This window comes from Halobacillus sp. B29, from assembly GCF_052246755.1.
GTDB lineage: Bacteria > Bacillota > Bacilli > Bacillales > Halobacillaceae > Halobacillus > Halobacillus halophilus.
The window spans coordinates 195,621-208,965 of sequence record NZ_JBQQCM010000006.1 but is presented as its reverse complement, the minus strand read 5'-3'; the positions used below and the strand labels follow the sequence as shown (position 1 = coordinate 208,965).

The 13,345-nt window shown below is 38.7% G+C and carries 18 protein-coding genes; 5 read left to right on the top strand and 13 right to left on the bottom strand.

Features of this window, described 5'->3' with window-relative positions:
• Nucleotides 1-192: 192 nt before the first annotated feature.
• The gene (locus ACTWP7_RS10060; RefSeq protein ID WP_014644177.1) at nt 193-1,110 is read right to left on the bottom strand and encodes a proline dehydrogenase family protein; all 918 of its coding nucleotides are present in this window, start codon (nt 1,108-1,110) and stop codon (nt 193-195) included.
• Nucleotides 1,111-1,345: 235 nt separating this feature from the next.
• Here ACTWP7_RS10060 and ACTWP7_RS10055 point away from each other — a divergent pair, with 235 nt between their 5' ends.
• Nucleotides 1,346-1,612: a hypothetical protein gene (locus ACTWP7_RS10055; protein WP_014644178.1), complete on the top strand. Its 267-nt coding sequence runs from the start codon at nt 1,346-1,348 to the stop codon at nt 1,610-1,612.
• A gap of 78 nt (nt 1,613-1,690) precedes the next feature.
• The gene (locus ACTWP7_RS10050; RefSeq protein WP_443123102.1) at nt 1,691-1,963 is read left to right on the top strand and encodes a spore coat protein; all 273 of its coding nucleotides are present in this window, start codon (nt 1,691-1,693) and stop codon (nt 1,961-1,963) included.
• 288 nt (nt 1,964-2,251) lie between these two features.
• Here ACTWP7_RS10050 and ACTWP7_RS10045 read toward each other — a convergent pair whose 3' ends face one another.
• Complete coding sequence (locus ACTWP7_RS10045) at nt 2,252-2,458, bottom strand: copper ion binding protein (RefSeq protein WP_014644180.1); 207 nt, start codon at nt 2,456-2,458, stop codon at nt 2,252-2,254.
• 269 nt (nt 2,459-2,727) lie between these two features.
• Here ACTWP7_RS10045 and ACTWP7_RS10040 point away from each other — a divergent pair, with 269 nt between their 5' ends.
• Both ACTWP7_RS10040 and crcB read left to right on the top strand, forming a co-directional pair.
• Entirely contained in the window at nt 2,728-3,105 is a 378-nt protein-coding gene (locus tag ACTWP7_RS10040; protein ID WP_443123072.1) for a fluoride efflux transporter FluC, read from the top strand.
• Entirely contained in the window at nt 3,102-3,452 is a 351-nt protein-coding gene (gene crcB / locus ACTWP7_RS10035) for a fluoride efflux transporter CrcB (protein ID WP_443123071.1), read from the top strand. Before ACTWP7_RS10040 ends, crcB begins: the two co-directional genes overlap by 4 nt.
• A gap of 139 nt (nt 3,453-3,591) precedes the next feature.
• Here the strand turns inward: crcB and ACTWP7_RS10030 are convergent, their stop codons facing one another.
• From ACTWP7_RS10030 to ACTWP7_RS10015, 4 genes are read right to left on the bottom strand one after another with little or no spacing between them, the layout of a single operon-like run.
• The gene (locus ACTWP7_RS10030; protein WP_014644182.1) at nt 3,592-4,356 is read right to left on the bottom strand and encodes an STAS domain-containing protein; all 765 of its coding nucleotides are present in this window, start codon (nt 4,354-4,356) and stop codon (nt 3,592-3,594) included.
• Nucleotides 4,343-5,002, bottom strand: a complete 660-nt coding sequence (locus tag ACTWP7_RS10025; RefSeq protein WP_443123070.1) for a cobalamin B12-binding domain-containing protein — start codon at nt 5,000-5,002, stop codon at nt 4,343-4,345. The genes ACTWP7_RS10030 and ACTWP7_RS10025 overlap by 14 nt, the downstream gene beginning before the upstream one ends.
• A 14-nt stretch (nt 5,003-5,016) precedes the next feature.
• Nucleotides 5,017-5,358, bottom strand: a complete 342-nt coding sequence (locus ACTWP7_RS10020) for a hypothetical protein (protein WP_443123069.1) — start codon at nt 5,356-5,358, stop codon at nt 5,017-5,019.
• Between the two features lie 20 nt (nt 5,359-5,378).
• Complete coding sequence (locus ACTWP7_RS10015; RefSeq protein ID WP_443123101.1) at nt 5,379-5,684, bottom strand: antibiotic biosynthesis monooxygenase family protein; 306 nt, start codon at nt 5,682-5,684, stop codon at nt 5,379-5,381.
• A 215-nt stretch (nt 5,685-5,899) separates the two neighbouring features.
• Between ACTWP7_RS10015 and ACTWP7_RS10010 the strand changes: the two genes are divergently transcribed.
• Entirely contained in the window at nt 5,900-6,205 is a 306-nt protein-coding gene (locus ACTWP7_RS10010; protein WP_041601392.1) for a hypothetical protein, read from the top strand.
• Nucleotides 6,206-6,247: 42 nt separating this feature from the next.
• Here ACTWP7_RS10010 and ACTWP7_RS10005 read toward each other — a convergent pair whose 3' ends face one another.
• The 7 genes from ACTWP7_RS10005 to ACTWP7_RS09975 all read right to left on the bottom strand — a co-directional run bounded on the left by ACTWP7_RS10005 (nt 6,248) and on the right by ACTWP7_RS09975 (nt 13,263).
• Nucleotides 6,248-7,057: a VLRF1 family aeRF1-type release factor gene (locus ACTWP7_RS10005; RefSeq protein WP_014644186.1), complete on the bottom strand. Its 810-nt coding sequence runs from the start codon at nt 7,055-7,057 to the stop codon at nt 6,248-6,250.
• Nucleotides 7,058-7,151: 94 nt separating this feature from the next.
• Nucleotides 7,152-8,372, bottom strand: coding sequence for a hypothetical protein (locus tag ACTWP7_RS10000; protein ID WP_443123068.1), 1,221 nt, complete (start codon nt 8,370-8,372; stop codon nt 7,152-7,154).
• On the bottom strand, nt 8,369-9,583 hold the full coding sequence (locus ACTWP7_RS09995; RefSeq protein ID WP_443123067.1) for a DUF58 domain-containing protein: 1,215 nt from the start codon (nt 9,581-9,583) through the stop codon (nt 8,369-8,371). Before ACTWP7_RS09995 ends, ACTWP7_RS10000 begins: the two co-directional genes overlap by 4 nt.
• Complete coding sequence (locus ACTWP7_RS09990) at nt 9,580-10,533, bottom strand: AAA family ATPase (protein WP_443123066.1); 954 nt, start codon at nt 10,531-10,533, stop codon at nt 9,580-9,582. The genes ACTWP7_RS09995 and ACTWP7_RS09990 overlap by 4 nt, the downstream gene beginning before the upstream one ends.
• A 118-nt stretch (nt 10,534-10,651) precedes the next feature.
• A complete protein-coding gene (locus tag ACTWP7_RS09985) occupies nt 10,652-11,569 on the bottom strand; it encodes a glycine betaine ABC transporter substrate-binding protein (protein WP_443123065.1) in 918 nt (305 codons plus the stop codon).
• Between the two features lie 198 nt (nt 11,570-11,767).
• Nucleotides 11,768-11,956 (bottom strand): YfhD family protein, encoded by a 189-nt coding sequence (locus tag ACTWP7_RS09980; protein WP_443123064.1) that lies wholly within the window; start codon nt 11,954-11,956, stop codon nt 11,768-11,770.
• Nucleotides 11,957-12,096: 140 nt separating this feature from the next.
• Nucleotides 12,097-13,263 (bottom strand): MFS transporter, encoded by a 1,167-nt coding sequence (locus tag ACTWP7_RS09975; RefSeq protein WP_443123063.1) that lies wholly within the window; start codon nt 13,261-13,263, stop codon nt 12,097-12,099.
• Nucleotides 13,264-13,345 lie beyond the last annotated feature (82 nt).

Genomic DNA, 13,345 nt, shown 5'->3' with positions numbered 1-13,345 from the left:
AAAAATTATGACTCAGTCAGAACCAGAAAAAAACAGCCTATACTCTTCGCGACTCCCTCCACTATAACTGTTAGATCAGCATTCTCAACGACTACCTTATAACCAACACCTGTGAAGAGGATCCTATAGTTTATTATAATCAAAAAAAAAGATCGTGTCACAGCAAATTTTGTCATGACACGACGGCGCTCCTTATTTTCCTAGTACACCTTTCAGAACAAAGGCTACGTTCGCTGGACGTTCAGCTAAGCGTCGCATAAAATAACCATACCAATCATTACCATAAGGGACATAAACTCTCATTTTATACCCCTCTTTCACAAGTTCCTCCTGCCTTTCAACACGGATCCCATATAGCATTTGAAATTCGAACTGGTCATTAGATATATTATTTTCTTCCACTAACCGTTTCGTGTATTCAATAATTGCATCATCGTGGGTCGCAACAGCTGTATAGTTTCCATTTAAAAGGTGCATTTTGATAATCTTTTTATAGTTCTCATCTACATCTTTCTTTTCGGGAAACGCAACTTTGGGAGACTCTTTATAAGCTCCCTTCACTAGGCGGAGGTTCGGGTCATATTGATTGAGATCTTCCACATCTTCCGCCACTCGATAAAGGTAGGCTTGCAGGACAGTACCAATGTGAGTGTAATCAGCTCGCAGCTTTTTAAAAATTTCAAGCGTTTTTTCACAGCGATCATGGTCTTCCATATCAATCGTTACAAATACGTCTTCTTTCTCAGCCACATCCAGAATGCGCCGCATATTCTCCATTACGAGTTCTTCTGATATATCCAGCCCCATAGATGTAAGCTTTAATGAAAGTTGTGAATCCAGGTGATGCTCACCTATCGCTTTAATAGCTTCGATGCACCCATCGGCTGCTTCCCGAGCTTCTTTTTTACTATCAATAAATTCTCCCAGGTGGTCGATGGTTACTGACATTCCTTTATCATTAAGCTTTTGAATGGTATCAACTGCATTTGGAATCGTTTCACCTGCTACAAATCGACCAGCGCCGAATCGGAGACCGTATTTTTTAGCTAACTTTGTAAAGAAACGATTTTTGGAGAGAAACAAAAAGAAATTTCGCAATATTTGTTCCATCACACATCCCCCTACTACCCATTTTATCTCTTTTTTTGTTTAATAAATGTAAGAAAATTAAGTTTTGTAAACGAAAACACACTCTTATTTTATCATCTTTTAAGATAAATGGGTAAAAAATTGAAGATCCACGCTTCGAATTTTGCATGTTTTTCCATAATTACAGGGTTATTTATGATAGAAAGTTATCTTTTTGGAATACTACAAATGACTTTTAAAAGGAGGTAGTTATATCATGCAACAACAACAAAACCAACCGTCTTCTATGCAGCAGGCTCAACCAATGGCGCAAGTCCCTGAAGTCGTAAGTACGAAAGACCAGCTTTACATTACGGATATGCTTTCATGGAATTTGAACGCCTGCAAAAAAGCTCACTTTTTTGCTCAGAACTGTCAAACTCCTGAAATCCAATCAGCTTTAGAAGAAGCGGGACAGATGCACCAACGACATTACAATAAAATCCTGACTCACCTGGATACTCAAACACAAAAACCTAATTAATGAATGGAGGTCCTTCAATTGAATCAAACATCAAGCAAGATTCAAAATCCCGAGACAGCTGTACCTAAAACACCTCAGATGAATGAGCGTGACTTTTTAAATGACCAATTAACGACGGAAAAATACATGACCGCTTCTTATAACATTGCTTTAAATGAAGCGAGTAATCAGGCGCTTTATCAGGATCTTGCAACTATTTTTAAAGAAACTCAAGATTGTCAGCGTAACTTATACAATCTCATGTTCAAAAACGGCTGGTATGCTGTTGAACAGGAGCAGCAGCAAAAGGTTCAGCAATCGTTTCAGCAATTCAGCGGCTATAAATCGCAGCTTCCTTACACCGTGCAATAACCTTATCATTTTAAGCTAGCGTTTAATCACGTATAGAACTGACGTTTCTGAAAGAGAGAAGTGTATAGGTACCACATCTTAGTTTTTTTTCAAGACCCTTCGATTAACGTAATTATACCGATTGACTGTAAACACGAAGCATTAGCTTAGCACCTTAAGAGCAGGACTAGTCATGTATAATTAAGTAATCAAATCAAAGCGTCGCATATTTTAAAAAACTCAACATAGAATCCCCCAAGCCAATAACAAAAATGAGACACCCGGCTTTCAATAGCCGGGTGTCTGCGATTAACCTACTGCTTCATATCCTTGTGCTTCGATTGCTTCCTTCATCATTCCTTTAGATACATAAGCTTCGTCATACATAACGTCTACTTTACCACTGCTTAAATGTACCTCTACTCCGTGAACCCCTTCTAATTTTTCAAGAGATTCCTTTACTGTTTTTTCACAGTGTTCACAACTCATACCGTTTACTTCTAATGTTAGATCCATTTTTTTCACAACCTTTCTATTTCATTTAATAATTGGAATATATGCTGAGTAATGAGTTAAACTCTCTTCTTTTATCGTTTAACTCCTCTTAGATTTACTATTCCACAATTTCGCGATGGAATAACATCTGAGGATTGAATTTTTCAAAAGCTTCTATTATAAAGGCTGACACAAAGCATATTTAAATATAAACTGAAGGAAGTTGGAAAGATCTGTTTAAGCTAATTAATACTGTTTTTTCCTTTTTACTACAGTTAGGAGATTTCATTATGAGAAAGTACATATATTTAGGTATCGCTTGCGGGGGCGGAGCGGGCGCAAGTTTACGGTATATTATTTCGAATCTATTTCCATCCCATGGAGGCTTTCCTTACGGGACATTCATAGTAAATATGCTCGGTTGTTTTCTTTTAAGCTTTATGTATCAATTTTTTTCAAAATTTTTCACAAAAGCTCGTGTTTTACAGAAGACTTTGACGACCGGATTTATTGGATCTTTTACTACATTTTCAGCCTTCACTTCTGAATTTGTACAAATTATGTTTACGAACACTTTTTTAGCATTATTCTACATAATGGGGACACTTCTGCTTGGAGGTATTATGACCATTCTTGGGTCCCAGTGGGGAAAGAAGTGGTTTATATGAGTATTTTGCTCGTGTTTTTGGGCGGAATGATTGGTGCCGTAGCTCGATTTGAAGTAAGTCATCTCTTGAACGGTAAAAGTGATTATCCTTTAGGTACAGCAGCAGCTAATATTTCAGGAGGATTATTACTGGGGATTCTTATTCGCTTACAGGAAATAGTTCGTCTGGAAGATTGGCTTTGGCTGCTATTGGCTGCTGGATTCTGCGGAGGTTATACTACCTATTCTACTTTCAGCTACGAGGTTCTTCATTTAATTGAACAAGGCCAATGGAAGAAAGGACTAGTTTATGCTGGAACCTCGCTTATATTAACGGTGGCTGGCCTCTTTTTCATTCTCTATATCTGAATCCATAGAGCCTTAGAATAGAATTGGTATTACACAAGTCACTTTAGCCAGTTTTACCATCCGTTTAAGAACTTTACGCTCATAATAGTAGAACCTATATATAACCCCTCGATTTCTCTTATTTTAGAAATCGAGGGGTTCATTGTGCACAGTATTTAGCTACAGCCTGCTGCAGGGAGTGCATATAATTTATTTCCAGCGGGAGCTTTAAGTCATTCAACTGTTTTGCCTGGCGGGGCTGGATGCCTATCATAATTATTTCAGCTCCCATATAAAACATAGACTTCATCATATCTGTTAGAACATGGAGCCCATCCCTGTTAAATTCACCTACTCCTGTGAAATCAAATAGCAGTCGATCAATCTCTTCCCTCTGCGAATACTTCAGTAAACTATCTTCTACTGCTTGCATTTTCTCTGTGGTAATATCTCCAAACAAAGGAATCATTGCTGTGTCCGACGAAAGCACAATAAATGGAGCAGATAAACGATTGCTTTGCTCTATCGCTTCTTCTAATTTCTCTTTCTCTTCAAGAAGTTCAAAATTTGTGTCATTTAAACGACTTCGAAGCTGGGTTAATGTATGGGTAACCTTAGAGAGTCGCTCGTCTTTCACGTGTAATAGAACTTCAGCATATAAATCATTCTCCCATGAGACGTACATATCAGCCGTTTTTATAGAATCCTGCTTATTCAAAGGTTTTAAATGCACTTCCAGGGAGGCTTTGTGAACCTCTGGTTTCACCGTTTCTTTTATTTTTATGAGGCTCTCTTCATCAAAAATATCAAGCAAATGTTCTTTTATCCCGTGCAAATCACAAGCTTCTTTAGAATAAGCATATATATGGAAGTTTTTATTGATACGATAGTAAGGCAGGGGAAAAACGCGTTCAACTTGTTTCATTTATTGCGCCTTCCCTTCCTTCATTAAACCACTGATATAAATGATTTAAATCTTTAACCACCATAACCTGTGCGGATTCGAATTCATCCAACTGAAACTTCTTAGCCATACGCCCGCCAATCATAACGAGAGGCTTCCACTCCAATTCCATGAAACGGTGGATGACTTTTTTTAGCACCGGCAGACGATAGGACAAAGCAGCTGATAATCCAATGACATCAGGACGGAATTTTTCAATTTGACTCATAGAATGCTCCATTGATAAATTCGGACCAAGGTATCTTACTCTCCACCCTTGCTCTTTAAAGGTGTCCGCAACCATCTTCAGACCAATGTAATGCTGCTCGTCTTCAACTCCGAACAACAGAGCTTTATAATTCTTTTGATGCTGGCCTTTAATCGGTTTGAGTTCAGACTCTAATCTGGATAAAGAAAAATCACAAATAGCCGTTGCCAAGTGCTCGTCAGCTACAGTTATTTTGTTTTGTTCCCATAGTTCCCCAATATAATACATAGCCGGGGTAATGATTTCTTCATAAAGGAACGCTTTCGAATGAACCTTCATGAGCTCTTCCATATAGTCTAACGCCCCATCTTCATCACCACTTAAGAAGTACTGGGCTAGTTGTTTATGTTGTACATTCACATCTGTTCACCTCTTTATTCTGAACGAGTACGTAAATAATCTAGGGCTTGCTGCAAAAACTCTATATATACTTTCTTTTCAGTTGAATCCTCGAGATCTGAATGCTCCAACAATCTTAGCAACCGTTCGTAGTTATCAATGATTAAAGCCGTACCTACGTCTCTTGCCGTCAAGACAGTATTCAGCCATTCTGTATAATCTATGAAAAATGTAACACTACCCATTTCATAAGCGGTCTTTAAATGGTCAAGGTGATGATAATTGTCCTCTTCCGTTCGATCTCTACCACGCTGACCAAATTTCTCCCAAAGATATGGATATTCATGATAAATCTCTGTAACTACCTGGTTTACCAAAAACTCTTGCTCCACTTTCTTCACTGAGCGACCACCGCATATTTGGAAACTTTCGGTACAATGCCCTGTAATTCCTGGTCTGGATATTGGCGTTCCAACTCATGAATTTTCTTAAACTGGTCGCTTCTTGCCCATTTCAAGTAAGCACTTTTAGATTCCCATTCCAAATGTACAGTTAACTCTCCAGGTTTTCGCTCTTTTTGAAGTAGTTGAAAAGAAATAAACCCCTCGGCCTGATCAACCAGACGAGATCGCTTTTTATATATATTAATTAACTCCTCAGCTTTATGCTCTGGCACTTCTACAGTAGAGTCCACCACAAACATCATAAGATTCCCCAATCTTTTCACGTTATCGATAAATACTATTTTATCATACTAATGAAATGTATGTATAATAGATCACCCTAAGCTTAGACTTCTATCGTCTTGAACGACTTAATCTGACAATAAGTAAGAAAAGAAATCAAAATACATCGAAGGGTTTAACCTTAGGATCAGCGAAGGCGTAGTATAGTACACTTTTTGAGGGGGCAAAGCTGTTGAAAGAATTTATTCTGAATAATCTTAGCAGGGTTAAAGCTGAAATACTTTACTCAGAAGCATGCAGGAACCAATCAAGAATCAGTCAAAAATCTCGTCTGGCAGGTATGGAGCTCGCCTATTCAAATATGTTGTTTGTATTAACGGGAAATCAAACATTTATAGATTTTAAGGATAGAGACCAGGCAAAGAAATTTGTAGATCAATCTGTGAAACAGCATGTACGGAAAGGATTTCGTGTTGGTAATGAGTCATTAGATAAATTGCTGATTATGGAGTACGTGACCGATAAAACAAGATGTTAAAAAAGACACCGGGGCAGTGCCCGGTGTCTTCACACATCTAACTTAGTATTTGATGACTTCATCGATCACATGCATTTCTTCATGATCGAGCAGGTTTTTGTTAACCATATCTTCAGCTTCTTTGTTCATATTATCCTGTAGGTCTTTAAGTTCTTCTTTATCACCGACAAGATAAAATCTTTCCCATTCGTATTTCTTAGCCAGCTTATCAATCTTAGGAGCAACGCTCTTATACCAACGGTAACGGTTATGCTCAAAGCGTTCTTTATACTCATCTCCCTGGGAAGATTTTGCTCCGCCGGATCCCATAGATGGCTGGGCACGGTGAGGACCCTGGTGTTGTCTCCAGTCTTCTGTATTCAAATCAAGTTCAAAGATTTGAGTATCATTCAACATGCCTAGTTCGGCATCAATAACTTTAATTTGTTGTTTTTGCGTTAATACAATTCCCGTTTTAGGGAAGGATTGACGCATTTCTTTTAGTTGATCGAGTACAGGAGTTTCCTCCCAATAAAATTCCGTTTTAACAGGCATTTGGAAGCGTTCGGCAAACCAGACAGTATCATCCGCTGTAGCGAACAGAACCACACTTTTGGCAAAGTGCTGTTCGTTTTCCTCAATGAACTGTTCTACTTTTTCCTTCACAGCCCAATAATTTCGTTTTTCCTCTGAATCTCCATCTTCCTGAAGATAAGATTCAAAGTTATTTAATCCATTTTTCAAGTGTATCTTCCATTCCCCGCCTTGTTGCTCCGGGTCAGAAGGGTCGGTGTTTAAATACATTGAAAATACTTTTTGTGGTTTCTCTAAATGAATTTGCTCTAATTTCTTAATTTCTTTGTTTAAATCCATAAAACAGCGACTCCTTTCAAGTGCTAAATTAACTTCTAGGAAGTATGTTTCCTGAAATAGGAGCGCTTAAACTCTATTCATATAATTTTAGTTGTTATTTTTTATTTTCTTTGGAAGCCAATTGTTTTTCCAATTCTCTGATTTCGTTATAAAAAAGGGATTCCTCTTCTTTTGACAGCTGTTCATTTCCATAGCGGACTTTTTGATATAAATGGATATTATTTGCCGTAATCCCAATCCGGTCAAACCATTTTTGGATGGGCTCATTATATTTACGGCCAAGCCCGCATTTTTGAGCATAGCGCTCAAATTGCAAGAAATGTTTTCTTACTGGACCGTCAGCAGGGCTGCGTTTAAATCTCCAAACTGATTTATGATCCTCATCGCCATAATGAAGATCATCGCTTTTATAAGTTAACATTTGTCGATCTATTCGATCAGTCCTTTTCTTGTTTCTTAGACGGTACATAATGTACAAAATGAGAATAATACCAACGATTAGCAAAATAACTGTTCCCGCCTGCGCAGCGTCAGCTAATTGCTGCGAGGGTTCACCGTCCCCTGAAGAAGGAGGTTCATTAGAATCACGAAGCATTTCACTGCTCTCCTGGTCTTGATTTAATTTCGCTAAAGGTTCAACTTCAGATACCTCAAATCCCGTAAGCTCTACTAAAAAGAAAAACCCCTGTACTCCTTTTAAAAACACGATGGAAACTGCCTGCCATGGACTTGTAATTAATAACCTCAAAGGTTGGAATAAAGCTGCTAACGTAGATGCACCGGCGGCAAACCCAAATATCAGAAACACTATTTTCTTCTTTCCTTTTTTTCGATCACTTTTGGAGACCTCTATGTAATGAGAGAAAAAATAACCAAGAATAATCACACCGTACTGCAAGGCCAAAATTATGATAATCTCTATCTGGGCAAAGAAGAGCATACATACAAAAGCCATGATCGTTGTTAAAAAAAGCATAAATCTTTCGTTTTCCCGATCAGGTTCCTGCTCATGCAACAGATAACGCCAAACCAGAAAGCCGGAAAGCATGAGGCTAAACACCAGTGGAACTCCCATAACTACACCTATCCCAGCTAATAAAGCAGCTACAATAATGAAGGGAAGGAAGCTGGAAGATAGCTTGGACGCCCCGAGGAAGAATAAAAGTGACGAGATGACGACTGTTATAAAGGAGATAAGAGGTAGCTGGAGAGAAACCCAGCTCCATCTCCCCATTAGAAATAGAAAAAAGAAAAAAGCCAGACCTTCACTTACAAATTGATAGGACATGACAGTTAATTTATTACCACTAATCATACAGATGCTCCCCTATAAGAAAAAGGCACCAAGATAGCTTGGCCGTCTTCTACTTGGACTTGGAATACTTTCATACCTTTCCGGCTCCATTTTCTAATGTATCGATAGGTATGTTCAGGTATATCCCCAACTATAATAATGGTTTTCTTCTTGTAGAGCTCATGATGTAATCGGTGCATTAGCTCTTCCACTGGCATAAATAACTGGTTAACTTGAATCCTCGCCAGTAACTCCAAAGAATCTTTCAATTGTTGATTTCCACTGCCTTCTGGCTGAAAAAAGAATGGTCTGTCATGCGGTCTCCTCATATTAATTAGCATTTCGAAATCGTAGTTATTCTGTGCAGCAAAATGACAAAGGTAACTGGCATAAGATAATAAGTTTTCTAAGTTTCTTGATATGTGTTCATTCCCAAGCCGGGTTTGCTGCGTTACATTTACAACGATTGTCCAGCTTATATCTACTTGGCGTTCAAAAACTTTAGTTTGCAGCGTGCCTGTTTTAGCACTTGCTTTCCAGTGGATACGATGAAACGGATCAGAAGATACATAATCCCTGGTTCCTACAGGAGTAAGTAAATCCTCAAACGGGGAAAATGAAGACCGTTGTTCACCAGGCGCTACTTGAAATACTTCTTCTATTCCATACACCGGCTTTTGAATAGGGTAAACCACGATCTCCGTCTCATAAAGCGGCAGGAAATCCATAGATATTGGAGAAAATTTAATTAAATGCGGAAAACGATACTGAATATCTGTAATCTTAGTAACCCCACGCTGCTCAGCTTTAATAGGAACTCTCACTTCCTTTTCCCCTTCGCTCATTAATGAAAGAGGGATTGAATATAAATATCCCTTCGCACTCTCTCGAATAAAAGATTCATCAGCTTTAATGTTTGAGTTGCTTTGAAAAGATAACCGTCCGTTTAAAACAGGTGCTTTTGAATTATTTCTAAATCGAAAACGAAGCGATGTATCTTCTCCAGGAAATAACCTAATGGAAGTTCTATGATTAAACAGTTTCAGTGATGACCCGCTGTATCTGTCATACCATTTACTCGAAAGAGCAATAACTACAAGCAAACTTGTAGGTATCAGAAGGATGGATTGATCGAGAAAAAGACTTAATACTCCCGTCAATAAGATCATCGCTAAAAGAAAATCATAATACTTATGATTTCCATACCCAAGATCTTTCTTCCACTGTTTCACCGTGTCTCTCCCGCTTCCACAGGTACGGGTACTTGTTCTATAATTTCACTTACCACTTGAGAATTCGTTTTACGAATTGAACCCTCCATTGAAAGGACAATGCGATGTTCAAAGACATAAGGAGCCAGTTCTTTAACATCCTCAGGAGTTACATAACTTCTCCCATTGAGTAATGCTTTTGCCTGACAGGCTCTCATAAAAACTAAGGCTCCACGAGTGCTTACTCCTAATTCAATATCGTGATTATGCCTGGTTAAACGTACAAGGTCCAATAAATAATTCATCGTATCCTCAGCAATCGTCATTTTTTTTACTTCTTCCCGCAAAGTCAGAATATCCTCAATATGAAGATCAGCCATTAACGTATGCATAGGTTCATCCATTTGGTAGGTACGCAGAATGTTTCTTTCTTCTTCGGCTGAGGGATAGCCCATATCTATCTTAAACATGAATCGATCGAGTTGGGCTTCTGGTAAAGGGAAGGTCCCCTGACTGCTCTCGATTGGGTTCTGAGTAGCGATTACAAATAATGGAGGAGTGATTTGTAACGTTTCTCCATCTACTGTCGTCTGTTTTTCTTCCATAACCTCCAAAAGACTGGACTGAGTTTTAGGCGTGGCACGATTTATTTCATCAGCCAATAGAATGTTCGTCATAACAGGGCCTTCTCGTAATTCAAATTCCTGAGTTTTTGGATTAAAAAATTGAATCCCTGTCACGTCACTGGGAAGCACATCCGGTGTAAATTGGACACGGCTGAACTTACCATCCATGATCTTCGCAAAACTCTTGGCCAGCTTTGTCTTACCTGACCCTGGAACACTTTCCAGCAGCACATGGCCATCTGCAAGTATTGCTGTAAATAACAACTCTATAACATCTCCCTTTCCTAATATCACCTGGTTAATGGATTCGTGCGCTTTTCTTACAGCCTCTGCTTTTATACCCAATCTTTATTTCCCCCTTATGTATATATACCTACCTAATCGTAACATATTTCTGATAATTCTATATGTGAACAAAAAAACAACCTGTTCTAGGAAGAACAGGTTGTTTGTAAAGGGATCGTTATTCAGCTGTCCATTCATCAATGACATCCTGGTGTTCATCGATCCAGTTTTGTGCACCCTCTTCAGGTGTTTCTGCTTCGTTTAAGGCAGCCATCAGACTACCCAGCTGCTGGTCATCCATCTTGAAGTTGTCAAACCATTTTACAACTGTAGGGTTGTCTTCTTCCAAACCTTTACGGGCAGCATATGAGATATTTTCTGATTCCCCATATACACCTTTTGTATCTTCAAGGAACTTAAGGTCCATTTCTGCAAATACCCAATGAGGTTTCCAAAGTGTTACCACAATTGGTTCTTCATCTTCAATAGCACCTTTAAGTTCTGTTGTCATTGTTGGGCCAGATGAAGCGGCCAGAGAATAGTCCAAGTCGTATTCATTAATGGCATCTTCCGTTAAGGACATCAGACTTGCACCGGCGTCTATTCCCACAATTTGTTTCTCATCTAATGCATCTGTCGTTTTTAAATCTTCTATGGTATTAATGTCTTCCATGTATGTTGGTACTACAAGGCCTAATTCTGTACCTTCATACCAAGTTTCGCGCCAGTCAATATCTTCTTCATACTTATCATAGAAAGCTTTGTCGGTATTTGGGAGCCAGATTTCCATCCCAATGTCTAGATCTCCAGAAGAAAGGGCTTCATATAGGAATCCTTTTTCTACTTGTTTAAGCTCCACGTCATACCCTTTTTCTTCTAAAACAATTTTCCACATATTTGATACCGCTACATTTTCAGCCCAGTTGTTCATACCAATACTGATAGAACCTTTTTCTTCAGTAGATTCACCGTTATCTGATCCACCGTCACCATTTCCACCTTCAGCGTTCTCGGAGTCGTCTCCTCCACCACAAGCGGCAAGTACAAGCACGATACCTAAAAATAATGCAGGTAGCCATTTACGTAAATTACTCATTAAAATCCTCCTTTTGTATATTCCCTGATGACTTTAGTCTTGATTATATTTTGATATTATAGCATAAACAATCTCAAGTTCAAACAATTTTAACTGTACAAATATTATTTTCAGTTTTTACTAAATTATTTTTAAAAACTTGATATCTACCTCAGGACATCCAACATTTGGATGTCTTGAGGTAACAGTATATGGCATTTATTTATTTGATTTTTTGTGAGCGCGACGGTCAGCTGCTTTACTTCTTTCTAGAGCTTCCATATCTTCGCGATCGGCAATCTCTTCAGAGAATTCAACGTCAATACCCGGGTGCTTCTGATCGGTAGGTGTTTGAGGAAGTCGTCTTTTTCTCTTCCCTTTACCGCTGTTGTGTTCATCTCTTCCCATTAGCAATACCCTCCTTTTGGTTGATCATTTCTATTATTTACAACTAAAATCTTTACTATTCTCTGGTCATATTAAAATGAAATAAAAAACCCCAGGACCATCCATTTTTTGGATGACCTGAGGTGCCGTTTATTTCCATATCAATGCTGCTGGATAGTCTGTGTTTTCGAAATGCCTCTAGTAATTGAGAAACAGCTTGAAGCTAGAGCTAGAAGAATAAACAGTCCACCAACTGTAGCGTTATGAATAACTGAACTCTGCTCAATTACGATACCGCCTATAGTTGAACCTAAAGCAATTCCTAAATGAAGAGCAGAGTTGTTCAAACTTTGTTGGATATCAGAGGTTTCAGGAGCAGTGACTACAAGGTAGCTTTGCTGGGCGGGTGTGATTGCCCAGCTTAGGGAACTCCAGAAGACCATTACAATCAAGAATAAAGGTAATGAAAAAGTAACATAAGGAATGATAAAGATTGCTATAGCAAACAAAACAATAATACCTATAATGCTCTTTTCCGATCCCCATTTATCTGCGGCCATACCTCCTATACCGCCACCTGACACTGCTGCCACACCAAAAATAAAGTAAGCAATACTTACCCATGCTGGATCCAGGCCTAAAGTTGTTTTTAAAAAAGGTGTCAGATACGCATATAAGGTCAGATGACCTGTTAAAAACAAGAAGGAGGTCAACTGGGCAGAAAAAATTTTCTTATCTTTCAAAGAGTGGATCTGTTCCTTAATTGAGATCACGGGCTTAGGCTTAATTCGTTCCAAAGTAAATGCCACAGCAATCATAGAGACTAATGTAAGGATCGAAATAAGTAAGAAAGGAACTCGCCATCCAAACGCATTACCAATGGTTAGACCTATTGGCACGCCCAAAACCAGTGATCCGCTAATTCCCATAAAAATAATTCCGATAGCACGTCCCCGGTATTGTTGCTCAACAATAGCAGACGCAATCGTGACTCCCAGAACTACTAACAAGGAACCACTTGCTGCCGTCAGCACTCTTGCCGCCATAAGAATACCGTAAGAAGGACTCCAAAAAGCTATCATATTTCCTGTAAAAAAGATGAATAATGTCCATAACATTAACTTTTTTCTTTCTATTTTGGCTGTCGCTGTTAAGAGTATGGGGGAAGCCAAGGCAAAAACTAGCGAAAAGATTGTAATTAATAATCCGGCCTGTCCCAAAGATATACGTAAATCAGCAGCAACCAGGTCCAAGGTGCCGCCTATAATCAATTCAACCGTACCGACTACAAAAGCAACGATAGCCAGCATATAAACTTTTTTATTCATTCTTCTAAAACCCTCTCTAATTAGGTTACCACTACAATAGTAACCACTTACCTTTACAAAAACAAGAGAAAATATGCTAGTA

Excerpts from the sequence above, each read along its gene's own strand:
- ACTWP7_RS10060 (WP_014644177.1), bottom strand. The coding sequence starts at position 1,110 with ATGGAACAAATATTGCGAAATTTCTTTTTGTTTCTCTCCAAAAATCGT.
- ACTWP7_RS10055 (WP_014644178.1), top strand. The coding sequence starts at position 1,346 with ATGCAACAACAACAAAACCAACCGTCTTCTATGCAGCAGGCTCAACCA.
- ACTWP7_RS10050 (WP_443123102.1), top strand. The coding sequence starts at position 1,691 with ATGAATGAGCGTGACTTTTTAAATGACCAATTAACGACGGAAAAATAC.
- ACTWP7_RS10045 (WP_014644180.1), bottom strand. The coding sequence starts at position 2,458 with ATGGATCTAACATTAGAAGTAAACGGTATGAGTTGTGAACACTGTGAA.
- ACTWP7_RS10040 (WP_443123072.1), top strand. The coding sequence starts at position 2,728 with ATGAGAAAGTACATATATTTAGGTATCGCTTGCGGGGGCGGAGCGGGC.
- crcB (WP_443123071.1), top strand. The coding sequence starts at position 3,102 with ATGAGTATTTTGCTCGTGTTTTTGGGCGGAATGATTGGTGCCGTAGCT.
- ACTWP7_RS10030 (WP_014644182.1), bottom strand. The coding sequence starts at position 4,356 with ATGAAACAAGTTGAACGCGTTTTTCCCCTGCCTTACTATCGTATCAAT.
- ACTWP7_RS10015 (WP_443123101.1), bottom strand. The coding sequence starts at position 5,684 with ATGTTTGTGGTGGACTCTACTGTAGAAGTGCCAGAGCATAAAGCTGAG.
- ACTWP7_RS10005 (WP_014644186.1), bottom strand. The coding sequence starts at position 7,057 with ATGGATTTAAACAAAGAAATTAAGAAATTAGAGCAAATTCATTTAGAG.
- ACTWP7_RS10000 (WP_443123068.1), bottom strand. The coding sequence starts at position 8,372 with ATGATTAGTGGTAATAAATTAACTGTCATGTCCTATCAATTTGTAAGT.
- ACTWP7_RS09985 (WP_443123065.1), bottom strand. The coding sequence starts at position 11,569 with ATGAGTAATTTACGTAAATGGCTACCTGCATTATTTTTAGGTATCGTG.
- ACTWP7_RS09980 (WP_443123064.1), bottom strand. The coding sequence starts at position 11,956 with ATGGGAAGAGATGAACACAACAGCGGTAAAGGGAAGAGAAAAAGACGA.
- ACTWP7_RS09975 (WP_443123063.1), bottom strand. The coding sequence starts at position 13,263 with ATGAATAAAAAAGTTTATATGCTGGCTATCGTTGCTTTTGTAGTCGGT.